This window comes from Variovorax sp. W2I14 (assembly GCF_050435205.1).
Taxonomy (GTDB): domain Bacteria; phylum Pseudomonadota; class Gammaproteobacteria; order Burkholderiales; family Burkholderiaceae_C; genus Variovorax; species Variovorax paradoxus_C.
Genome location: NZ_JBNDJX010000001.1, coordinates 5,150,536 through 5,171,550, shown reverse-complemented (window position 1 = coordinate 5,171,550; position 21,015 = coordinate 5,150,536). Strand labels below are relative to the sequence as shown.

At 61.1% G+C, this 21,015-nt stretch carries 14 protein-coding genes, 2 tRNA genes and 3 rRNA genes; 10 read left to right on the top strand and 9 right to left on the bottom strand.

Annotation, left to right across the window (positions count from 1 at the left end):
• Window positions 1-21 precede the first annotated feature (21 nt).
• The 4 genes from QF040_RS24095 to QF040_RS24080 are packed head-to-tail and all read right to left on the bottom strand — an operon-like array spanning window position 22 to window position 4,400.
• Window positions 22-1,221: an ABC transporter substrate-binding protein gene (locus QF040_RS24095; RefSeq protein ID WP_429613129.1), complete on the bottom strand. Its 1,200-nt coding sequence runs from the start codon at window positions 1,219-1,221 to the stop codon at window positions 22-24.
• A 48-nt stretch (window positions 1,222-1,269) separates the two neighbouring features.
• A complete protein-coding gene (locus tag QF040_RS24090) occupies window positions 1,270-1,593 on the bottom strand; it encodes a 2Fe-2S iron-sulfur cluster-binding protein (RefSeq protein WP_429613128.1) in 324 nt (107 codons plus the stop codon).
• A 15-nt stretch (window positions 1,594-1,608) separates the two neighbouring features.
• Window positions 1,609-3,057, bottom strand: a complete 1,449-nt coding sequence (locus tag QF040_RS24085; RefSeq protein ID WP_429613127.1) for a glutamine synthetase family protein — start codon at window positions 3,055-3,057, stop codon at window positions 1,609-1,611.
• An 11-nt stretch (window positions 3,058-3,068) separates the two neighbouring features.
• Window positions 3,069-4,400, bottom strand: coding sequence for a Rieske 2Fe-2S domain-containing protein (locus QF040_RS24080; RefSeq protein ID WP_429613126.1), 1,332 nt, complete (start codon window positions 4,398-4,400; stop codon window positions 3,069-3,071).
• 284 nt (window positions 4,401-4,684) lie between these two features.
• On the opposite strand from QF040_RS24080, the gene QF040_RS24075 reads away from it, so the two are divergent.
• Both QF040_RS24075 and QF040_RS24070 read left to right on the top strand, forming a co-directional pair.
• Window positions 4,685-5,419: a GntR family transcriptional regulator gene (locus tag QF040_RS24075; RefSeq protein WP_013538635.1), complete on the top strand. Its 735-nt coding sequence runs from the start codon at window positions 4,685-4,687 to the stop codon at window positions 5,417-5,419.
• Between the two features lie 87 nt (window positions 5,420-5,506).
• Window positions 5,507-6,130, top strand: a complete 624-nt coding sequence (locus QF040_RS24070; protein WP_429613125.1) for a TetR/AcrR family transcriptional regulator — start codon at window positions 5,507-5,509, stop codon at window positions 6,128-6,130.
• Window positions 6,131-6,210: 80 nt separating this feature from the next.
• Here the strand turns inward: QF040_RS24070 and QF040_RS24065 are convergent, their stop codons facing one another.
• Window positions 6,211-7,017: a metallophosphoesterase gene (locus tag QF040_RS24065; RefSeq protein WP_429613124.1), complete on the bottom strand. Its 807-nt coding sequence runs from the start codon at window positions 7,015-7,017 to the stop codon at window positions 6,211-6,213.
• Window positions 7,018-7,143: 126 nt separating this feature from the next.
• Here QF040_RS24065 and QF040_RS24060 point away from each other — a divergent pair, with 126 nt between their 5' ends.
• A complete protein-coding gene (locus QF040_RS24060) occupies window positions 7,144-7,317 on the top strand; it encodes a hypothetical protein (RefSeq protein WP_429613123.1) in 174 nt (57 codons plus the stop codon).
• Between the two features lie 14 nt (window positions 7,318-7,331).
• Here the strand turns inward: QF040_RS24060 and QF040_RS24055 are convergent, their stop codons facing one another.
• Window positions 7,332-8,312 carry a LysR family transcriptional regulator gene (locus QF040_RS24055; RefSeq protein ID WP_429613122.1) on the bottom strand — a complete coding sequence of 327 codons (981 nt, stop codon included), beginning with the start codon at window positions 8,310-8,312 and terminating at the stop codon, window positions 7,332-7,334.
• A gap of 110 nt (window positions 8,313-8,422) precedes the next feature.
• On the opposite strand from QF040_RS24055, the gene QF040_RS24050 reads away from it, so the two are divergent.
• From QF040_RS24050 to rrf, 6 genes are all read left to right on the top strand, one after another.
• Window positions 8,423-8,965, top strand: a complete 543-nt coding sequence (locus tag QF040_RS24050) for a hypothetical protein (RefSeq protein ID WP_429613121.1) — start codon at window positions 8,423-8,425, stop codon at window positions 8,963-8,965.
• Window positions 8,966-9,673: 708 nt separating this feature from the next.
• A 16S ribosomal RNA gene (locus tag QF040_RS24045) occupies window positions 9,674-11,208 on the top strand.
• A gap of 79 nt (window positions 11,209-11,287) precedes the next feature.
• Window positions 11,288-11,364 (top strand) — tRNA-Ile (locus QF040_RS24040).
• Between the two features lie 29 nt (window positions 11,365-11,393).
• Window positions 11,394-11,469 (top strand) — tRNA-Ala (locus tag QF040_RS24035).
• 324 nt (window positions 11,470-11,793) lie between these two features.
• Window positions 11,794-14,667 (top strand): 23S ribosomal RNA (locus QF040_RS24030).
• 145 nt (window positions 14,668-14,812) lie between these two features.
• Window positions 14,813-14,925: ribosomal RNA gene (gene rrf, locus QF040_RS24025) — 5S ribosomal RNA — on the top strand.
• The 16S, 23S and 5S rRNA genes sit together here with 2 tRNA genes alongside, the layout of an rRNA operon.
• 174 nt (window positions 14,926-15,099) lie before the next feature.
• On the opposite strand, the gene QF040_RS24020 is transcribed toward rrf, so the two are convergent.
• The 3 genes from QF040_RS24020 to QF040_RS24010 form a co-directional block, all read right to left on the bottom strand.
• Window positions 15,100-16,965, bottom strand: a complete 1,866-nt coding sequence (locus tag QF040_RS24020) for a phosphoenolpyruvate carboxykinase (GTP) (protein ID WP_307687430.1) — start codon at window positions 16,963-16,965, stop codon at window positions 15,100-15,102.
• A gap of 146 nt (window positions 16,966-17,111) precedes the next feature.
• Entirely contained in the window at window positions 17,112-17,264 is a 153-nt protein-coding gene (locus tag QF040_RS24015; protein ID WP_013538642.1) for a hypothetical protein, read from the bottom strand.
• Window positions 17,265-17,366: 102 nt separating this feature from the next.
• Window positions 17,367-18,566, bottom strand: coding sequence for a threonine ammonia-lyase (locus QF040_RS24010; protein ID WP_307604055.1), 1,200 nt, complete (start codon window positions 18,564-18,566; stop codon window positions 17,367-17,369).
• Window positions 18,567-18,682: 116 nt separating this feature from the next.
• Between QF040_RS24010 and QF040_RS24005 the strand changes: the two genes are divergently transcribed.
• Window positions 18,683-21,007: an ATP-binding protein gene (locus tag QF040_RS24005; RefSeq protein ID WP_429613120.1), complete on the top strand. Its 2,325-nt coding sequence runs from the start codon at window positions 18,683-18,685 to the stop codon at window positions 21,005-21,007.
• The last annotated feature ends 8 nt before the right edge of the window (window positions 21,008-21,015 follow it).

Genomic DNA, 21,015 nt, shown 5'->3' with positions numbered 1-21,015 from the left:
CTGCGCTGCTTGCCTGCGTGCTTAGTTCGAGCTTTCCTTGGCCGGGTCCTTCACGCGGTCGAACTTGTCGAACTCCACGTTCACCAGCTGGCCGTTCACGCGCTCGGTCTTGCGGATGTAGACGGTCTGCACGATGTCGCGCGTGAGCGGATCGACCTCGATCGGGCCGCGCGGGCTTTCGAAGCGCAGGCCGCGCAGCGCGTCCATGAATTTGTCGCCGGTGGCGTCGCCCTTGGTCTTTTGCAGCGTGAGGTCGATGGCGGCCATGGCGTCGTAGGCGGTCACGGCGAAGTAGCTGGGGCGCAGCTTGGCGCCGTTGTCGGCGGCGAAGTCCTTCACGAACTTCTGGTTCTTGGGCGAGTTGTGCGCGAAGGAATAGTGGTGGCTGGTGACGAGGCCGAGTGCCACGTCGCCGGTGGCATCGAGGTAGCTGTCGTCAGTCGCTTCACCCGTTGCGTAGAGCTTGATGCCGGCCTGTTCCATGCCGCGCTCCTTCCACACCTTGAGGAAGGCCGGCGGCATCACACCCGAGGGGAAGAAGAAGAACACGGCCTGGGGCTTGGCGTCCTTGATGCGCTGCACGTAGGCCGAGAAGTCAGGGTTGTTCATCGGCGTGCGCACCTCGCCCGAGACCTTGCCGCCGCCGGCGGTGAAGGTCTTCTTGAAGGCGGTTTCGGCATCCACGCCCGAGGCGTAGTCGGCGACCACGGTGTAGGCGTCCTTGATGCCATCCTTGAGCATGAAGCGCGCCATCGGGTCGGTGACCTGCTGCACGGTGAACGACAGCCGCGCGATGTAGGGCGAGCTGTTGGTGATTGCCGACGAGGCTGCGTTCATCACGATTGTCGGGATCTTCGCCTGCGTGGCGATGGCGCCCACGGCATAGGCGTTGGGGCTGAAGTCCAGGCCGGTGAGGATGCTCACCTTGTCGCGCACGACCAGCTCCTGGGCAATGCGCTTGGCGGCGTCGGGTGCGGGGCCGGCGGTGTCTTTCTTGATGATCTCGACGGTGCGCCCGCCCACCTTGCCGCCGTGCTCCTTCAGGTACAGCGCGATGCCGGCATCGAACTGGCGGCCGTAGTCGGCGTAGGGGCCGGAGTAGGTGGCGATGAGGCCGATGCGCAGCGGCTCGTCGGCAGCGTGCGCGGCCACGGAGCCCAGCATGCCGAAGCCGGCGAGCAGGAGGGTCGAGAGAACGGTTCTCTTCGTCATCGTCGTCATTGAAAAACGCCTTTCAGGTGGAATGGATGCGGAGCGGGCGAGTGTGCGTCAGACCTGTGACTCTGGAACGCGCACGGTGAGGCCGTCGAAGGCCGCGGTCACGGTGAGCTGGCAGCTCAGCCGCGAATGGGGCTGGCGCTCGGAGGCGACGACTTCGAGCAGGGCGCTCTCCATGTCGTCGGGCGGCGGCAGCAGGTCGGCGAAGGCGTCGTCCACGTAGACGTGGCAGGTGGCGCAGGAGCAGCAGCCGCCGCACTCGGCATCGATGCCGCGCACGTTGCCGCGGATGGCCGTCTCCATGACGCTGGCGCCGATCTTGGCGTCGACCGCGCGCGTGGTGCCGTCCTTGAGGATGTAGTGGATCGTGGGCATGTCGTGGGAACTGGTTCAGAACATGTCGAAGTACTCGCGGTGTTCCCACTCGCTGACTTCGAGGTTGAAGCGGGCGATTTCCGCTTCCTTGATGTGGCAGAGGTAGTCGATGAAGACCTTGCCCATCTGGGTGTTGAGCATCTCGTCGCGGCGCAGGCAGGCGAGGGCGTCGCCGAGCGAGCGCGGCAGGTGTTCGGCCGGCGTTTCGTAAGGCGCGTCGGCCGAGGGACCGGGATCGATCTTGTGGCGGACGCCGTCGAGCCCTGAGAACAGTTGCGATGCGAGATACAGGTACGGGTTGGCCGTCGGCTCCCCCACGCGGTTCTCGATGCGCGAGGCGCTCTGGCCCACGCCGCCGAGCACGCGCAGCATCGCGCCGCGGTTGTCGCGCGCCCAGATCGCGCGGTCGGGCGCGAGCGAGAAGGGACGGTAGCGCCGGTAGCCGTTGATCGTGGGGCTCGCGAGCGCGGCTGCGCCACAGGCATGCGCCTTCAGGCCGCCGAGGTAGTGCATGCCGATCTCGCTCAGGTCCTGGCCTTCGGCCTCGGGCATGAACGCGTTGACGCCATCGCTCTTGCGGCGCAGCGACTGGTGCAGGTGCCAGCCGCTGGACATCACGTTCGGAATCTTCGGCCGGCACATGAAGCTCGCGTGCAGCCCGTTGCGCTGGCAGATCTGCTTGATCGCGCTGCGCAGCAGCACCATGGTGTCGGCGGGCATCACGCCGGCCGTGGGGCCGAAGGTGAGCTCGAACTGGCTCGGGCCGAATTCGATTTCCAGCGAGCGCAGCGGCAGGCCCAGCGCGATGAGGTTCGAGCGCAGCAGTTCCATCAACCCGTCGACGCGGTCGTAGCGCAGCTCGGTGAGGTACTGGTGGCCGTGCGAGAGCAGCGACACGCGCGGCGGCTCGCCGGGCTGGCCCGAATCGGCCAGGCCCATGCGCGCATCGTCCAGCTTGAAGACATGGAACTCCACCTCGAGGCCGGCGATGAAGTCGAGCCCCAGCTCGTCGAGCTGGCGCACCGCGCGCTGCAGGATCTGTCGCGTCGCGAAGGGGCAGGGCTTGCCGTCGGCCATGTAGGCGTCGCACAGGATCCAGCCGGTGCGCGGCGCCCACGGCAGCACCTTGAAGGTGGCGGGGTCGGCCACGATGGTGAAGTCCGCGCCGCCCTGCAGGCCCTCGATGGCGAAGCCGCCGTTCGTGGTGAAGACCGGGAACACGGTCTTGTGCGAGGTATCCTTGGCGAGCAGCGTGGAGGTGAGGTTCACACCTTCCCACAGCGCCGAGCGCGCCTCGGTGGCGACCAGCGTCTTGCCGCGCAGGATGCCGTGCTGGTCGGGCCAGGCGAAGCGCACGAGGTCGACCCCGCCGCTGTCGATGCGGCGCACGAGTTCGCGCGCCTGTGCATGCTGGTCGTCGGACCAGAGACCGAAGCGGTCGACGAAGGTGTTGGAGCTGCTCATGGCCGGTGTGCTCAGGCGGCGAGCCGTGCGGAGGCCCAGTCGGACTTCAGGCGGCGCGCGCGGTCGGCTTCCTGCCAGTAAGTCTCGGTGGCGGCTTCATCGACGACTTGGCCGATGCCGTCGATGGAGGGTGGGCCGGTCATCGTGCTGGCCTGTGCGGCGTCGATCAGCATCGGTGCGGTCTCGCCGGCCAGCGTTGCCTCGATGGCCTTCACCAGCACGCGGCGGTAGGCAATGATTCCCTTGTCGGTGCTGCCCAGGTGCTCGCGCGTGCGGTCCTGGATGGCGCCCTGCGACTCCACCGCCCACTGGTCGTGCACGTTGATGTCGTCGCCCATGCCGGTGTAGGTTTCGGTCAACTGCTCGTCGATGCTGTAGCCGTAGTTGTTGCGCTTGTTCTTGCGCGAGGTGTAGTCGGGCAGTTCGTAGAGCTTCAGGCGCTGGTCGCGCATCTGCTCTTTGTCGACCGGGCCGGTGAAGCTGGTGAAGATGGCGTACCAATAGCAGTGCGTGTCATCCACCGGCACGTGCCATTGCGAGATGGTCATCTCCGCGCTCATCGGGATCACGAAGGCTTGCGGGAACACGACATTGGTCACGCGCACATGGGTGGTGTCTTCCGACAGCTTGCGCAGCGCCTTCAGGCGGAAGCCGTAGTCGGTGGGCTCCACGCTGATCTCGGGCCGGTCGTACTCGCGCAGCACCTTGGTGATCGGCATGTCGGAGTCGGCCGAGGCGCCGCGGAACTGCTTGCCGTAGCTCTCGGAGGTGTCTTCGTCCTCGAAGAAGCGGTGCAGGTACGAGGCGTGCGCGGGGTCGATGCCCACTTCCAGCGCCTGCAGCCAGTTGCATTCGAAGAGGCCCTTGAACGCGAAGGTGTGGGTGTCGGGGGCGACGAAGCAGTCGAAATCGGGAAAGGCCGGGGGCTCGCCCTCGCCGATGTACGCGAACACGACGCCGGCCTTCTCGACCACCGGATAGGCCGACTGCTTGATGCGGCTGCACAGCTTGCTGGTGGCGGGCTCGGCGGGGGTTTCGAGGCAATTGCCCTTGGCGTCGAACAGCCAGCCGTGGAAGGCGCAGCGGATGCCGCCGTTTTCGAGCCGGCCGAAGGCGAGATCGGCGCCGCGGTGCGGGCAGTCCCGGTCGAGCATGCCGAGCTGGCCGCTCTCGTCGCGGAACAGCACGAAGTCCTGGCCCATGAGCTTCACGGGCTTGACCGGGCGCGGACCGGCCAATTCGTCGGCCAGGGCCACCGGCTGCCAGTAGCGGCGCAGCAGCTTGCCGGCGGGGGCGTCGCGTCCGACGCGGGTGATGAAATCGTTCTGCTCGGCGCTGATCATCGTGCGGGCTCCATCGTGGGTCTTCGGAAAGAGGCTGCAAGACATTGCATGCAACTGTATGCATTGTCTTGGTGATCCTCGAGCCGGGTCAAACTTTCATCTGCGGTTTTGCTCTGATTTGGGGCTTGTGGCGCTCTAAATCAGGGTTAACGCTGAGTGTGGCGTGTGTTTTTGACACTTCTAGTGACGTGATGCATGCAACAAGCGAGCCAGGGTAAATATCCTGCGTGCAATGATCGACCCGTCTCCTAGAATCCGCTCATTCCTGCTCCCGGCGCCTCCTGATGGACTCTCAACAATCCCGCGTGCTCGTGCAGTTGCGCGACATGATCCTCAAGGGTGAATTCGTGCCTGGAGAGCGGCTGGCCGAGATCCCGCTCGCCGAGAAGCTCGAAGCCTCGCGCACCCCGGTGCGCCTTGCGCTCGCCAGCCTCGAGCACGAAGGCCTCATCGAACAATCGCCCAGCGGCGGCTACCAGATGCGCCGCTTTACTTCGCAGGAAGTGGCCGACGCGATCCGCGTGCGCGGCGTGATCGAAGGTTTCGCGGCGCGCCTGCTGGCCGAAGACGGCGCTTCGCGCCAGTTGCTGCGCGACCTGAAGGACTGCCTGGACGCCGGCGACCGGGCGGTGAACAAGCCCACCATGGAAATCGACGACTACGCCGCCTACGTCGAGATGAACGACCGCTTCCACAAGCTGATCGTCGAAGGCTGCGGCAATCTCGCGCTCAAGCGGGTGATGGACATGCTCGGCGGCCAGCCCTTCGCCGCACCGAGCGCGATGCTGCCGATGCAGTCGTCGATGGAAGAGGGCCAGCAGTGGATGCGCCAAGCGCACCGTACGCACCATGCAATGGTGCAGGCCATCGAGCGCGGGCAGGGCTCGCGCGCGCAGGCGTTGGGTGAAGAGCACGTCGAGATCGCGCGCATGAACCTCGACTACGCGCTGGAGCGGCCCGAGCTTGCGGCCGAGCTGATGCCGGGGATCAAGCTGGTTTCCAAGGGGCGCAACGCCTGAGCGAACCGTTCGGTCTGCCATGAAGACCGGACGGTATTTCCGCACTCGCACCGTCTGGCCGGCGACGGCCAAGACTAGAATTTCCGCATGACCACCGCTGCTGCCGCCCCCGCCAAGCCCTCGTTCAAGGAACAGATGCTGCAGGCCCGCGAAGAGGCCATTGTCCAAACCGCGAACCGTCTGCTCGCCGAGAAGGGTTTCGAATCGATGACGGTCGACGAGGTCGCGGCCTCCGTCGGCATCGCCAAGGCCAGTCTCTACAAGCACTTTCCCAGCAAGGAAGACCTCGCGGCCGCCGCGATGGTGCGCCTCATGCAGCGCACGCAGGATGTGCTGGCCTCGGTGCCGGCCGACCAGAAACCCATCGACAAGCTGCGCGCGGTAGTGCGCTGGGCGATGGAGGCGCAGTTGGCCGGCGAGATGCCCTCGCTGCCGCACCAGAACTCGAGCCTGCGCGCCGCGCTGATGAACAACCGCGGCTACCTCGACCGGCTGGTCGCGATCAGCGACACGCTCGGCGGCTGGATCCAGGCCGCGCAGGCCGATGGCACGCTGAACCCGAAGCTGCCCGCGATTGCCGTGCTCTACACGCTGTTCGCTCGCGCCTGCGATCCGGTCCTCGGTTTCCTCAAATCGAGCGGCCTGCAAAGCGATGCACAGATCGTCGACCTGGTGCTCGGCACCTGTTTCGACGGGCTCGCCTCGCGCTGAACGCGTTTTCGTCCTTCGCTGTTCAAAAGCGCTGCGGGATTGCCGCCGCCTTTTCGCACGCGGCGAATGTCGATTGGCCGCTATTTCACTTCGATGAGCAGGTCGGGCCTGTAGCCCTCTTGCTCGCCGTTGCGCTTGTAGCCCAGCGGATTGGCCACCACGCGGCAGCCGTCCTTCACATAGTCGAAGGCACAGTGCAGATGGCCGTGCAGCCAGAGCTTGGCGTTTGGCAGGAGTTCGTCCAGGGAATTGCAGAAACCGGCGGTGCCGGGCGTCAGTCCGTATCGCGGATCGGCGCTTGCCAGCGTCGGCGCGAAGTGAGTGATCGCAACCGTGGTGCCGTCGAAAGGCTGGGCCAGCGCTTCGCGCAGCCACGCCTGGCACACGAGCGCCTGCTCGCGCATCGGGCCGGACAGGAAGATTTCGCCGTGGCGCCGGGCGGCCATCTTTTCCAGGTAGAAATCGGCAGCGCGCATCGCCTTGCCGCGCTTCTTGAGCGCTTCGGCCAAACCATCGGTGGGTTCCACCAGCGCATCGAAGTCGGCCCAGAGCGTGGTGCCGACGAAGCGGATGCCGTCGATGACGAGGGTTTCGCGCTCGAGCCACTGGATGTCGAGCTCGGCGCAGAGCGCGCGAAGGCGGTCGTGCGTTTCGTCGAAGTCGGCGTTGTCGTATTCGTGGTTGCCTGGCACATAGATCACCGGCGCCGGCCAGCCGTTGCGGGGCGAGAAACGGCCGAGGCCGAAGTCGGTGTCCGTGAGGCGGGAGCCTTCCTGGTAGGAGCCGATGTCGCCCGCCAGGACCAGCAGGTCGGCGCCGGGAATCGGCTCGGCGTGGAATCGGGGGTGGGACTCCAGGTGCAGGTCGGAGAGCAGTTGAAGCTTCATCGTCGGGTCAGTCTAGGTGAATTGCCCCATGCATGAAGCGCATAAGACCAGGGTTGTTTTCCTAGGGAAAACCCTTAATCTTGGAGCATCAACCACTCAGAGCACGGCCATAAGCCGCGCAACACCATGTTCAGCCTCATCGCCCAAGTGGCCCGTTTCTTCCGTTCCTCCACCGACAGTGCACCGGCCAGCCACGCCGCCGCGCTGATGGAAAGCGCTGACGTTCGCGCCGGTCGCGGTGCGCACCACGCGCAGGAACTGCGCGCCGCCGCATCCGCCTGGCTCAGCGTCGTCCGCTGATCGACCAACGCCGGTCAGTCGGGCACCTTCTGCCCGAGGATCGAGCCCGCGAAGGCTGCCGCGGCCGACCGCAACAACGCGGTCCGCAGCCATTCATGCGCATGCCCATGCTGGGCGCGCCGGTGCCAGATGGCATCCACGTGCACCGGCGGCTGGTCAAAGGGCAGGTCGCGCAGCACCAACTGGTCGTCGATGCCTGTCACGGTCACGAAGTGGCGGGGCAGGACGGTCAAGAGGTCAGAGTTGGCGACCACCCGGCCGGCCGTGAAGAACTGGTTCACCGTCACCACGATGCGCCGCTCGCGTCCCAGCGCGCCCAGCGTCTGGTCGATGAAGCCGTATGGGCGCCCCGAAAAACTCACCAATAGATGCCGCGCGGCGCAATAGTCGTCAAGCGTGAGCGGCGCATTCGCGAGCGGATGGTCGCGGCGCATCACACATACATATTGACCCAGGTAGAGCCGCTGGGTCTCGAACGGCACCCCCACCCCCGATTGGCCTCGCGCCGCCAAGCTGGCGATGACCGCCGGGAAGTAGCCGATCGCCATGTCGACCTCTTCGTTCTCCAGCATCCGGCGCGGATCGCGTGTGGTCAACGGGAGCACGCGCAAAGAAATGGCGGGCGCTTCGTTTTCGGAGATCTGCACCAGGCCGGGAATCAGCTCCGCCGCGGTGGCGTCGGCCATGGCCAACAGGAAGGTGGTGTCGGCGTTCGCTGCATCGAACTCGCCCGGTGCCAAGGTGTGCTGCAACTGGCGCAGGGCATCGCGCACCGTTGGCCAGAGCGCCAGAGCCCGTGGCGTGGGCTCGACGCCGGCGCCGGCGCGGCGCACCAGTTCGTCACCCATCACCTCGCGAAGACGCCGCAGCGCATTGCTCACTGCCGGCTGGGTAATAGAGAGGTTGCGGGCGGCGCGCGTGAGATTGCGCTCCGCCATCACCTCGTCGAAGACGCGAAGCAGGTTGAGGTCGAGCGTGCGAAAGTTGACGTCCATCAGTGCTGTGAATGATAAACATCAGAAAGATAAAGTGGCAAAGCATTAGGGTAACCCCTAATATCACCGCATCGGCACTCGTTGCCATTCATCCCCGGAGGGATCGCACCATGACCAGCTTTGTCCACGTTGACCAACCTACTGTCCATCCCGGCGTCCGTCGCGCCGAAGTCCTGTTCGGCCAGATCCAGGCCGCCCGCGCAGGCGCCGAAGGCGCCCGTCCGCTGATCGCCCTGTTCATCGTTGCACTCGCTGCAGCGGTGCTGGTGGTCGCCGACATGCTCGTCTCCAACTGGAACGAAGGTGCACTGCTCGCCGCCTGGACCGTCTTCTGCCTCGCAGCGATCGCCCTGTTTGCGCTGTTCGCAAGCTCGGTGCGCAAGAGCAGCATCGCCGGCCTCTGGCAAGCTGCTGCCCAGCGCCGCGCTGCAAACCGCGCTGACGCACGTTTCATGGAAACCGCGAAGAACGATCCGCGCGTGATGCAGGAACTGCAAGCCGCCGTGTGGCGCCAGCAATCGGAAGGCACTGTGCCTGCCGCTGCAGTTGCCAAGGTCGACGCGCTGGCTCGCATGAGCACCCGTTCGCAGGAAGCGCGCATGCCGACGCTCTATGAAGCGATGCGCCGCATGAACAGCTCGCGCTATTACTAAGCTGAGCTGAAGCTCGCTCGAGATAGATAGCCGCTTTCGGGCGGCTTTTTCTTGTTTGGTCGAATCCTCCTTGGGCAGCTGCGGCTCGCTCCCCTACTAGTTAGTAAGAGAAGAGCGTGCGGGCTGCGCGTGCGCTAAGGGGATCATGAGCGACCTTGCCTGCCAAGTAGGGGCGGTTCGCACGCACCGCATAAGAACAAAACATCTCCGGCGTGGCGCCAAGCTAAAAAAACGATGTATACTCGTGGGCTCGGCTGACAGCGCATTGATGTGTTGTTCGGTGGTTGCCCTGGAAGGGGTGGTTGCTGAGAGTTGGCTGAGAAAAAGATTCTTCGAAGTTGACTGGATTGCAAAAAACAGTGCATAATCGAAGGCTCCGCTGAACAGCTTCAGCGTCTCGCAGCGAAGGTTGCGGGGTGCAAATAGGAAGATGTTGAAAGCGAAAAAAGTTTGACGGTTCTGTAAAAACCGTGATAGACTACAAGGCTTCGCTGATCGCAGCAAAGCAAAACGAAGTAAACGATAAGTTGCTTCGGTGATCGTTAAAAATTTACAGCCGATAAGCGTGGGCGTTTGAAGGTAATTGCGTAAGTTCTTCGGAACAAGTCGCAAGACTTAAAAACGCTCATGAGATAGAAGTGAAGTTCACTTTAATTCTTTTTTTATGAGTTTTGCTTGACCGCGAGGTCAGGCGCAAAAATCAAGATCGAACTATAGAGTTTGATCCTGGCTCAGATTGAACGCTGGCGGCATGCCTTACACATGCAAGTCGAACGGCAGCGCGGGAGCAATCCTGGCGGCGAGTGGCGAACGGGTGAGTAATACATCGGAACGTGCCCAATCGTGGGGGATAACGCAGCGAAAGCTGTGCTAATACCGCATACGATCTACGGATGAAAGCAGGGGATCGCAAGACCTTGCGCGAATGGAGCGGCCGATGGCAGATTAGGTAGTTGGTGAGGTAAAGGCTCACCAAGCCTTCGATCTGTAGCTGGTCTGAGAGGACGACCAGCCACACTGGGACTGAGACACGGCCCAGACTCCTACGGGAGGCAGCAGTGGGGAATTTTGGACAATGGGCGAAAGCCTGATCCAGCCATGCCGCGTGCAGGATGAAGGCCTTCGGGTTGTAAACTGCTTTTGTACGGAACGAAACGGCCTTTTCTAATAAAGAGGGCTAATGACGGTACCGTAAGAATAAGCACCGGCTAACTACGTGCCAGCAGCCGCGGTAATACGTAGGGTGCAAGCGTTAATCGGAATTACTGGGCGTAAAGCGTGCGCAGGCGGTTATGTAAGACAGTTGTGAAATCCCCGGGCTCAACCTGGGAACTGCATCTGTGACTGCATAGCTAGAGTACGGTAGAGGGGGATGGAATTCCGCGTGTAGCAGTGAAATGCGTAGATATGCGGAGGAACACCGATGGCGAAGGCAATCCCCTGGACCTGTACTGACGCTCATGCACGAAAGCGTGGGGAGCAAACAGGATTAGATACCCTGGTAGTCCACGCCCTAAACGATGTCAACTGGTTGTTGGGTCTTCACTGACTCAGTAACGAAGCTAACGCGTGAAGTTGACCGCCTGGGGAGTACGGCCGCAAGGTTGAAACTCAAAGGAATTGACGGGGACCCGCACAAGCGGTGGATGATGTGGTTTAATTCGATGCAACGCGAAAAACCTTACCCACCTTTGACATGTACGGAATTCGCCAGAGATGGCTTAGTGCTCGAAAGAGAACCGTAACACAGGTGCTGCATGGCTGTCGTCAGCTCGTGTCGTGAGATGTTGGGTTAAGTCCCGCAACGAGCGCAACCCTTGTCATTAGTTGCTACATTCAGTTGGGCACTCTAATGAGACTGCCGGTGACAAACCGGAGGAAGGTGGGGATGACGTCAAGTCCTCATGGCCCTTATAGGTGGGGCTACACACGTCATACAATGGCTGGTACAAAGGGTTGCCAACCCGCGAGGGGGAGCTAATCCCATAAAACCAGTCGTAGTCCGGATCGCAGTCTGCAACTCGACTGCGTGAAGTCGGAATCGCTAGTAATCGTGGATCAGAATGTCACGGTGAATACGTTCCCGGGTCTTGTACACACCGCCCGTCACACCATGGGAGCGGGTTCTGCCAGAAGTAGTTAGCTTAACCGCAAGGAGGGCGATTACCACGGCAGGGTTCGTGACTGGGGTGAAGTCGTAACAAGGTAGCCGTATCGGAAGGTGCGGCTGGATCACCTCCTTTCTGGAAACAAGCAATTTAATTTAAACGCCCACACTTATCGGTTGTTGGAAGAAGTCGAAATCTTCATTGATTCTCGATTGGGTCTGTAGCTCAGCTGGTTAGAGCACCGTCTTGATAAGGCGGGGGTCGTTGGTTCGAGCCCAACTAGACCCACCAAATCTTCTGATTTCTCGTGTGAGAGTTTTGGGGGATTAGCTCAGCTGGGAGAGCACCTGCTTTGCAAGCAGGGGGTCGTCGGTTCGATCCCGTCATCCTCCACCAATAAATCGATACTTAAATTCAACACCAAAGCGGCTTTGTGCGCGAGCATGAGGCTTCTTTGTTGTTGATCGAGATCTCTTGATCAATCGGCTGTTCTTTAAAAATTCATAGAGTCGAATCAGCGTTGCTGATGGAAACTGCACATTCGTAAAGGTTTAGTGCAGACCGTGCCATCAGCAACATAGAATTTTTGATTGCGTCAAAAGAAACTTCAATTTCGAGTCAAATCGAATTTTGAATGTAACGGCATAACGCGTCAGGTGAGAGACCTGACATATTCCTTGAAATGATTTTGTAGTTTCGCAAGAAACGTCAAAGTTATAGGGTCAAGTGAATAAGAGCACGTGGTGGATGCCTTGGCAATGATAGGCGACGAAGGACGTGATAGCCTGCGATAAGCTTCGGGGAGCTGGCAAATTAGCTTTGATCCGGAGATTTCCGAATGGGGAAACCCACCGAAAGGTATCGCATGATGAATACATAGTCATGCGAGGCGAACCGGGTGAACTGAAACATCTCAGTAGCTCGAGGAAAAGACATCAACCGAGATTCCGAAAGTAGTGGCGAGCGAAATCGGAAGAGCCTGTTAGTGATAGCACAAGACATAACGGAACAGTTTGGAAAGACTGGCCATAGCGGGTGATAGCCCCGTACGTGAAATGACCTGTGTGGTACTGAGCTAACGACAAGTAGGGCGGGACACGAGAAATCCTGTCTGAATATGGGGGGACCATCCTCCAAGGCTAAATACTCATCATTGACCGATAGTGAACTAGTACCGTGAGGGAAAGGCGAAAAGAACCCCGGGAGGGGAGTGAAATAGATCCTGAAACCGCGTGCTTACAAAAAGTAGGAGCCTCGTAAGGGGTGACTGCGTACCTTTTGTATAATGGGTCAGCGACTTACATTCAGTGGCAAGGTTAACCGAATAGGGAAGCCGTAGAGAAATCGAGTCCGAATAGGGCGATCAGTCGCTGGGTGTAGACCCGAAACCAAGTGATCTATCCATGGCCAGGATGAAGGTGCCGTAACAGGTACTGGAGGTCCGAACCGACTAGTGTTGCAAAACTAGCGGATGAGCTGTGGATAGGGGTGAAAGGCTAAACAAACTTGGAAATAGCTGGTTCTCTCCGAAAACTATTTAGGTAGTGCCTCAAGTATTACCATCGGGGGTAGAGCACTGTTTTGGCTAGGGGGTCATGGCGACTTACCAAACCAAGGCAAACTCCGAATACCGATGAGTACAGCTTGGGAGACAGAGCACCGGGTGCTAACGTCCGGACTCAAGAGGGAAACAACCCAGACCGCCAGCTAAGGTCCCTAAAATTGGCTAAGTGGGAAACGAAGTGGGAAGGCTAAAACAGTCAGGATGTTGGCTTAGAAGCAGCCATCATTTAAAGAAAGCGTAATAGCTCACTGATCGAGTCGTCCTGCGCGGAAGATGTAACGGGGCTAAGCCAGTTACCGAAGCTGCGGATTTGCAATTTATTGCAAGTGGTAGGAGAGCGTTCTGTAAGCCTGTGAAGGTGCGTTGTAAAGCGTGCTGGAGGTATCAGAAGTGCGAATGCTGACATGAGTAGCGTTAAAGGGGGTGAAAAGCCCCCTCGCCGTAAGCGCAAGGTTTTCTACGCAACGTTCATCGGCGTAGAGTGAGTCGGCCCCTAAGGCGAGGCAGAGATGCGTAGCTGATGGGAAACAGGTCAATATTCCTGTACCGTTATATAGTGCGATGTGGGGACGGATCTTAATAGGTCATCCAGTTATTGGATTATTCTGGTTTAGTTGGATGTAGGCGTGCATTAGGCAAATCCGGTGCACATATACCGAGGCCAACGATCGAGCGGACTTGTCCGTGAAGTGACTGAACGAGGTTCCAGGAAAAGCCACTAAGCTTCAGCTATATACGACCGTACCGCAAACCGACACTGGTGCGCGAGATGAGTATTCTAAGGCGCTTGAGAGAACTCAGGAGAAGGAACTCGGCAAATTGACACCGTAACTTCGGAAGAAGGTGTGCCCTATTAGTGTGTAGTGAACAACGAAGCATGAATGGGTTGCAAAAAATCGGTGGCTGCGACTGTTTATTAAAAACACAGCACTCTGCAAACACGAAAGTGGACGTATAGGGTGTGACGCCTGCCCGGTGCTGGAAGATTAAATGATGGGGTGCAAGCTCTTGATTGAAGTCCCAGTAAACGGCGGCCGTAACTATAACGGTCCTAAGGTAGCGAAATTCCTTGTCGGGTAAGTTCCGACCTGCACGAATGGCGTAACGATGGCCACACTGTCTCCTCCTGAGACTCAGCGAAGTTGAAATGTTTGTGATGATGCAATCTCCCCGCGGAAAGACGGAAAGACCCCATGAACCTTTACTGTAGCTTTGTATTGGACTTTGAACAGATCTGTGTAGGATAGGTGGGAGGCTTTGAAGCAGGGTCGCTAGATCTTGTGGAGCCAACGTTGAAATACCACCCTGGTGTGTTTGAGGTTCTAACCTAGGTCCATTATCTGGATCGGGGACAGTGCATGGTAGGCAGTTTGACTGGGGCGGTCTCCTCCCAAAGCGTAACGGAGGAGTTCGAAGGTACGCTAGTTACGGTCGGACATCGTGACGATAGTGCAATGGCATAAGCGTGCTTAACTGCGAGACTGACAAGTCGAGCAGATGCGAAAGCAGGACATAGTGATCCGGTGGTTCTGTATGGAAGGGCCATCGCTCAACGGATAAAAGGTACTCTGGGGATAACAGGCTGATACCGCCCAAGAGTTCATATCGACGGCGGTGTTTGGCACCTCGATGTCGGCTCATCTCATCCTGGGGCTGTAGCCGGTCCCAAGGGTATGGCTGTTCGCCATTTAAAGAGGTACGTGAGCTGGGTTTAAAACGTCGTGAGACAGTTTGGTCCCTATCTTCCGTGGGCGCTGCAGATTTGAGGAAGCCTGCTCCTAGTACGAGAGGACCGGAGTGGACACACCTCTGGTGTATCGGTTGTCACGCCAGTGGCATTGCCGAGTAGCTAAGTGTGGAAGAGATAACCGCTGAAAGCATCTAAGCGGGAAACTCGTTTCAAGATGAGATCTGCCGGGGCCTTGAGCCCCCTAAAGAGTCGTTCAAGACCAGGACGTTGATAGGTCAGGTGTGGAAGCGCAGTAATGCGTTAAGCTAACTGATACTAATTGCTCGTGCGGCTTGACCCTATAACTTTGATCAATCAGATCAAGGTGTTATGCCAAGTTGACGCATTCAAAATATATTCAAGCCAGCGCAAGACAATTGCGCGCTGATTCCAAACTCTATGAATTCGTTTGTTTGATCGCGTGATCAAATGAACAACCCTTTATGCCTGATGACCATAGCGAGTTGGTACCACTCCTTCCCATCCCGAACAGGACAGTGAAACGACTCAGCGCCGATGATAGTGCGGGTTCCCGTGTGAAAGTAGGTCATCGTCAGGCTCTTACAGCCCAGAAAACCCCAGTCAGCAATGACTGGGGTTTTTTGCTTTGGAGCAAACAACTTCAGTTACCAGTGCCAGATCGCGAGTAATTGATGGTGGCTAACCAAGCGACCAAGAAAAAAGCCCGGGGGAACAATCCACCGGGCTTTTGTTATTTGAAATCTGCTGAAGATCAGGCAGCCAGGCGCTGCTCAATAGCAGCCTTGGTCTCCGGCAACTCCTTCGGCAGGTGATGCGACAACTGCTGGAAGAGCTCTGCGTGCAGCTTGAGCTCCGCCTGCCAAGCCGCCTTGTCGATGCTGGTCACAGTCGCGAATTGCTCTGCGCTGAATTCCAGCCCCGTCCAGTTCAGATCTTCATAGCGCGGGCTCACACCAGTGATGTGCTCCACGCCTTCCGTCTTCTTGCCTTCGATGCGATCGATCATCCACTTCAGCACGCGCATGTTCTCGCCATAACCAGGCCAGACGAACTTGCCATCAGCGCCCTTGCGGAACCAGTTGGTCGTGTAGATCTTCGGCAGCTTCGCGCCCGAGGCCTCGAGCTTCTTGCCGACGTTGAGCCAATGCTGGAAGTAGTCGGCCATGTTGTAGCCGGCGAATGGCAACATCGCGAACGGATCGCGGCGCACCACACCTTGCTGGCCGCCGGCGGCTGCCGTCGTTTCGGAGCCCATCGTTGCGGCCATGTAGACGCCTTCGACCCAGTTGCGGGCTTCAGTCACCAGCGGCACGGTCGTCGAGCGGCGGCCGCCGAAGATGAAGGCGTCAATCGCCACACCCTTCGGGTCGTCCCATGCGTCGTCGAGTGCCGGGTTGTTGGTTGCGGCCACGGTGAAGCGCGAGTTCGGGTGCGCTGCCTTCGCGCCGGTTTCCTTGGCGATCTGCGGCGTCCAGTCCTTGCCCTGCCAGTCGGTCAGGTGCTCGGGCAGGGTTTTGGTGTCCTGCTCCATGCCTTCCCACCAGACGTCGCCATCATCGGTCAGCGCGACATTCGTGAAGATCACGTCGCTGTTCAGGCTGTCCATGCAGTTCGGATTGGTCAGCATGTTGGTGCCAGGCGCCACGCCGAAATAACCGGCCTCGGGATTGATCGCGTACAGGCGACCGTCCTTGCCGGGTTTGATCCAGGCGATGTCGTCGCCGATGGTCGTGACCTTCCAGCCTTCGAAACCAGCGGGCGGCACCAGCATCGAGAAATTCGTCTTGCCGCACGCGCTCGGGAAGGCGGCGGCCACGTGGTACTTCTTGCCCTCGGGGTTCGTCACGCCGAGGATCAACATGTGCTCGGCCAGCCAGCCTTCGTCGCGGCCCATGTTCGAGGCGATGCGCAGCGCGAAGCACTTCTTGCCCAGCAGCGCATTGCCGCCGTAGCCCGAGCCATAGCTCCAGATCTCGCGCGTCTCGGGGTAGTGAACGATGTACTTGGTCTTGTTGCAGGGCCAGGACACATCCTTCTGCCCAGCTTCGAGCGGCGCACCCACGGTGTGCACGCACGGCACGAACTCACCGTCGGCGCCCAGCACCTCGTACACGGCCTTGCCCATGCGGGTCATGATGCGCATGTTGACCGCCACGTAAGGCGAGTCGGAGAGTTCGATGCCGATGTGTGCGATCGGCGAACCCAGCGGGCCCATGCTGAACGGCACCACATACATCGTGCGGCCCTTCATGCAGCCGTCGAAAAGCGGCTGCAGCGTCGCACGCATCTCGGCCGGGGCCATCCAGTTGTTGGTGGGGCCGGCGCTTTCCTTCTCGTTGGAACAGATGAAGGTGCGGTCTTCGACGCGCGCGACGTCGGTCGGATCAGACACCGCGAGGAACGAATTGGGGCGCTTGGCGGGATTGAGCTTCTTGAAGGTGCCGGCGTCGACCAGTTGCTGGCAGAGGCGGTCGTACTCTTCCTTGCTGCCGTCGCACCAGTAGATGGACTCGGGTTTGCACAGTGCGGCCATGTCGGCCACCCAGGCAATCAGTTTCGCGTTCTTGACGTATGAGGGCGCCTGAATGGTGAGGCCCTTCATCGTGGGTGCGTTCATCGGAAATCTCCTAAGTTGAAAAATCGTCTTTCCGAACGGGACGCCGTGCCTGGGTGGGCGCAGAGGTCCGTTTGAGAAAACGTTTCGCGAAGGGAGATTGCGCTACCGCGGGCCGCACCGCCCGCGGACGACAGCCCAAGAGGCTGTCAGGCCAAGTAGACAGCGATGGACGCCAGGAGAAGCATCAGCACGCCGCCAGCGAGCGGCAGCACGATCGGCATCAGGTGAACGACCGATTCGACGGCGTCTTTTTCGACGGCGGCGGCGTGGCCGGGCTCGACGGGAGTGGGGTTGGACATCGGGAAGTACCTCGAATACACAAATGACAAAACTGCGGGCATTTTACCGGCGGGGCCCTGCGGAGCGGTCTAGGGGGTTGCGAGCCCCCTGGCACACATCTCTCAATGTTGCTCTTCGGCCTCGAAGCCGGCGTCCTTCAATGCCGTCAGCACGCTGGCCAGGTGGGCCCGCCCGCGGGTCTGCAGGACCAGCTCGATATCCACGTTCTGGGCCGCGAGCATGGTGAAGGCGCGCTGATGGTGAACTTCGTCGACGTTAGCGCCCGCTTCGGCCACAGTCGCCGTAATCTCGGCCAGCGAGCCCGGCACATCGCGCGCGCTCACCCGCACCCGCGCCAGCCGCCCGGCCCTGACCATGCCGCGCTCGATGATGGCCGCGAGCAGCAGCGGATCGATGTTTCCGCCCGAGAGCACCAGCCCGACGCGCTTGCCCTTGAAGCGCTCCGGATGCCGGATCAGCGCCGCAAGGCCTGCAGCACCCGCACCTTCCACCAGGGTCTTTTCGATCTCGAGCAGCATCAGCACGCCTTGCTCGATGTCGCCTTCGTCCACCAGCACCAGGTCGTCGACCTTGCTTGCGATGATTTCCTGCGTCAGCACGCCCGGCGTTCCGACCGCGATGCCTTCGGCGATGGTGCTCTTGCCCTGCACGTGGTGCGTGCCCTTGATGGCGTTGACCATGCCCGGGAAGCGCGTGGTCTGCACGCCGACGATCTCGATGCCGGGCTTGCGATCGCGCGCCGCGACCGCCATGCCGGCGATCAGCCCGCCGCCGCCGACCGCCACGACGAGCGTGTCGAGGTCGGGCACCGCATCGAGCATCTCGAGTGCGACCGTGCCCTGGCCGGCAATGATGGCTTCGTCGTCGTAGGGATGCACGAAGGCCAGCCCTTCGCGTTCGGCAAGCTCCAATGCATGCGCGCGCGCCGCATCGAGCGTGTCGCCGTGCAGCACCACCTCGGCGCCAAAGCCGCGGGTGCGCTCGATCTTCACGCCGGGCGTGAAGCGCGGCATCACGATCAGCGCCCGAAGGCCCAGCCGCTGCGCGTGATAGGCCACACCCTGCGCGTGGTTGCCGGCCGACATGGCGATCACGCCGCGCGTGCCCGCCTCCGACAGGTCGACCAGCTTGTTGCAGGCACCCCGCTCCTTGAAGGAGGATGTGAACTGCAGGTTCTCGAATTTCAGGAACACCTGCGCGCCGACGATTTCGGAGAGCGTGCGTGATTCGACACAGGGCGTATTGAGCACCTGACCCTGGAGGCGCACCGCGGCGCGCCGGATTTCTTCGATTCCGACCATGGCGCGCATTGTGGGCTGGAATCGCCAGATCAGGGTTTTTACCCTTTCGGCGTCTTCCCGAAGCCAAAAGTCTGCGTTATGGTCTCTCCACGAATTTCCTCATTGGAGGTTTCCTGATGGTCAAGCGTGCGGGTGTCGATGTAGTGGCTGCTGCGGTACGCGGGCAGGCATTGCCTTCGCCTGGACTCAAGGAGGCACCGGTGCTCGAGCTCATGTGCTCGCACTTCGTGCTCACGCTCGCAGCCAAGCAGGGACCGCGCTTCAATGTGCGGCGCGATATCAACGGATTGCTCTCGCTCACGGGACGTCACCTCGTGTGGCCCGCCCCGGTGCTGCAGCGATTGCGCGAGTTCCTTGGCCGGCGCTGTGCGGGCAACGAAGCGTGGAAGGGCGTCGAGAATTTCGATGGCCGCACGCTGCTCGAACGCCACGGCGTGTGGCGCGGCCCGTATGAAGAAGGCACGCTCTTCTTCTATCTCGACGAATACGCGAAGGACCAGCCGAAGGACCTGCTCTCGGTGCTCGCCGTCACGCGCGACTGGCTCACGCATGCGCTGCGCAAGCAATCGACGCTGGTCGAGAAGAACATCGATGCGCTCGCGGGCCTGCTGCAACTCAACAAGGCCGAACGCGCGCTGCTGCTCTACGGCACGCTCGCGCGCTATCAGCGCGACCTGCGCTCGCTGCTGGTCGAGTTCAAGGTCAACAACGCGCCCGAGGCTTATGCGGCCATCGCCGACATCGCAGGCGTCAACGCGAGCGAAGTGGGCGAGGCATTGCGCGCGGGCTCGCGGCTCGAGCGCATCGGCCTCGTGGAGAACCTGATCTCCGAGCACAACATCACCGACCTCGCCGATCTGATGAAGGTCAGCGAGAAGCTTCCGCCGGTGCTGATGCGCGAGTACCGCGACCACAACGAATTGATGGCGGTGTTCACGCGGCCTTCGGCCAAGAGCGCGCTCACGCCGCACGATTTTTCCTTCGTCGAGGAAGACGCGCAGATGCTCGTCACGCTGCTGCGCGCCGCGGTCGCGCGCAAGGAGCCCGGCGTCAACGTGCTGCTCTACGGGCCGCCCGGCACCGGCAAGACCGAGCTCGCGAAAGTGGTCGCGCAGGCTGCGGGCCTCGAACTCTTCGAGGTCGAATACGCCGACCGCGACGGCAACTCGCTGAGCGGTCGCGACCGCTACCGCTCGCTGCAGATCGCGCAGGTGTTCTTGAAGGGCAGCGCGCAGGCCGCGTTGCTGTTCGATGAAGTCGAGGATGTGTTCCCGCCCATCAGCACCGAGGCCGCGCAGTTCATGGCGCGCGCCGAGCAGATTCCGTCGTCCACCAGCGGCAGCGTGAGCGGCAAGGCGTGGGTCAACCAGATCCTCGAAGCCAACCCGGTGCCGACGCTGTGGGTCACCAACCGCATCGAGCAGATCGACCCGGCGTTCCGCCGCCGCTTCGCCTACCACCTCGAACTCAAGTCGCCGCCGCCCGGCGCGCGTGAGCAGCTCGTGAAGAAGACGCTCGAAGGCGTGGTCGTGTCCGAGGCGTTCACCGCCAAGCTCGCCGAGCGCAAGGGCCTCACGCCCGCGCAGATTCGCACCGCGGTGCGCTTCGCCGGGCTTGCGAAGACCGACGACGCCTCGATGGAAGGCCTCATCGAACGGCAGCTGCGCAACGCCGACTTGGCGCTGGGCACGCTGGACACCGGCCGCGGCGAGCGCCGCAACGTCACCACCTACGACCTCGACATGCTCAACGTCGAGACCCGCTTCGAGATTCCGCGCATCGTCGAGGCGCTCAAGGCGCGCGGCCATGGCTCGCTGTGCTTCTACGGCGCGCCGGGCACCGGCAAGACCGCGCTGGCCGAGCACATTGCGCGGGCCGTGGGCCGGCCGCTCATCATCAAGCAGGCCAGCGACCTCATGAGCAAGTACGTCGGCGAGACCGAGCAGAACATGGCCGCCATGTTCAAGGAAGCCGAGGCCGAAAAAGCCGTGCTGCTGCTGGACGAGGCCGACTCCTTCCTGCAGGACCGGCGCGGCGCGCAGCGCACCTACGAGGTCACCGAGGTCAACGAGATGCTGCAGGGCATGGAGCGCTTCAACGGCGTGTTCGTCTGCACGACCAACCTCTTGGACCGGCTCGACCAGGCGGCCCTGCGGCGCTTCACTTTCAAGATCAAGTTCAAGCCGCTCACGGCGGTGCAGCGCGAGCGCATGTTCGTGACCGAAGCGCTGGCGGGCGATGCCGCGCTCCTGACCGGCGAAGTGAAAACGCGGCTCGCGCAACTGGCGCAGCTGTGCCCGGGGGATTTCGCGGCGGTGAAACGCCAGACCGATATCCTCGCGGTCGAATTTTCGGCTGCGGAGTTTCTCGACCAGCTCGAGGCCGAGCACCGCATCAAGCCCGAGGTCCGCGAATCGCGCGGCATGGGCTTCGTCCAGTAGCAAAGATC

What these genes read in the sequence shown, in the direction of transcription:
- QF040_RS24065 (WP_429613124.1), bottom strand. Translation starts at nt 7,017, where the DNA reads ATGAAGCTTCAACTGCTCTCCGACCTGCACCTGGAGTCCCACCCCCGA.
- QF040_RS24085 (WP_429613127.1), bottom strand. Translation starts at nt 3,057, where the DNA reads ATGAGCAGCTCCAACACCTTCGTCGACCGCTTCGGTCTCTGGTCCGAC.
- QF040_RS24010 (WP_307604055.1), bottom strand. Translation starts at nt 18,566, where the DNA reads ATGGTCGGAATCGAAGAAATCCGGCGCGCCGCGGTGCGCCTCCAGGGT.
- QF040_RS24090 (WP_429613128.1), bottom strand. Translation starts at nt 1,593, where the DNA reads ATGCCCACGATCCACTACATCCTCAAGGACGGCACCACGCGCGCGGTC.
- QF040_RS24005 (WP_429613120.1), top strand. Translation starts at nt 18,683, where the DNA reads ATGGTCAAGCGTGCGGGTGTCGATGTAGTGGCTGCTGCGGTACGCGGG.
- QF040_RS24080 (WP_429613126.1), bottom strand. Translation starts at nt 4,400, where the DNA reads ATGATCAGCGCCGAGCAGAACGATTTCATCACCCGCGTCGGACGCGAC.
- QF040_RS24055 (WP_429613122.1), bottom strand. Translation starts at nt 8,312, where the DNA reads ATGGACGTCAACTTTCGCACGCTCGACCTCAACCTGCTTCGCGTCTTC.
- QF040_RS24015 (WP_013538642.1), bottom strand. Translation starts at nt 17,264, where the DNA reads ATGTCCAACCCCACTCCCGTCGAGCCCGGCCACGCCGCCGCCGTCGAA.
- QF040_RS24020 (WP_307687430.1), bottom strand. Translation starts at nt 16,965, where the DNA reads ATGAACGCACCCACGATGAAGGGCCTCACCATTCAGGCGCCCTCATAC.
- QF040_RS24095 (WP_429613129.1), bottom strand. Translation starts at nt 1,221, where the DNA reads ATGACGACGATGACGAAGAGAACCGTTCTCTCGACCCTCCTGCTCGCC.
- QF040_RS24050 (WP_429613121.1), top strand. Translation starts at nt 8,423, where the DNA reads ATGACCAGCTTTGTCCACGTTGACCAACCTACTGTCCATCCCGGCGTC.
- QF040_RS24060 (WP_429613123.1), top strand. Translation starts at nt 7,144, where the DNA reads ATGTTCAGCCTCATCGCCCAAGTGGCCCGTTTCTTCCGTTCCTCCACC.
- QF040_RS24075 (WP_013538635.1), top strand. Translation starts at nt 4,685, where the DNA reads ATGGACTCTCAACAATCCCGCGTGCTCGTGCAGTTGCGCGACATGATC.
- QF040_RS24070 (WP_429613125.1), top strand. Translation starts at nt 5,507, where the DNA reads ATGACCACCGCTGCTGCCGCCCCCGCCAAGCCCTCGTTCAAGGAACAG.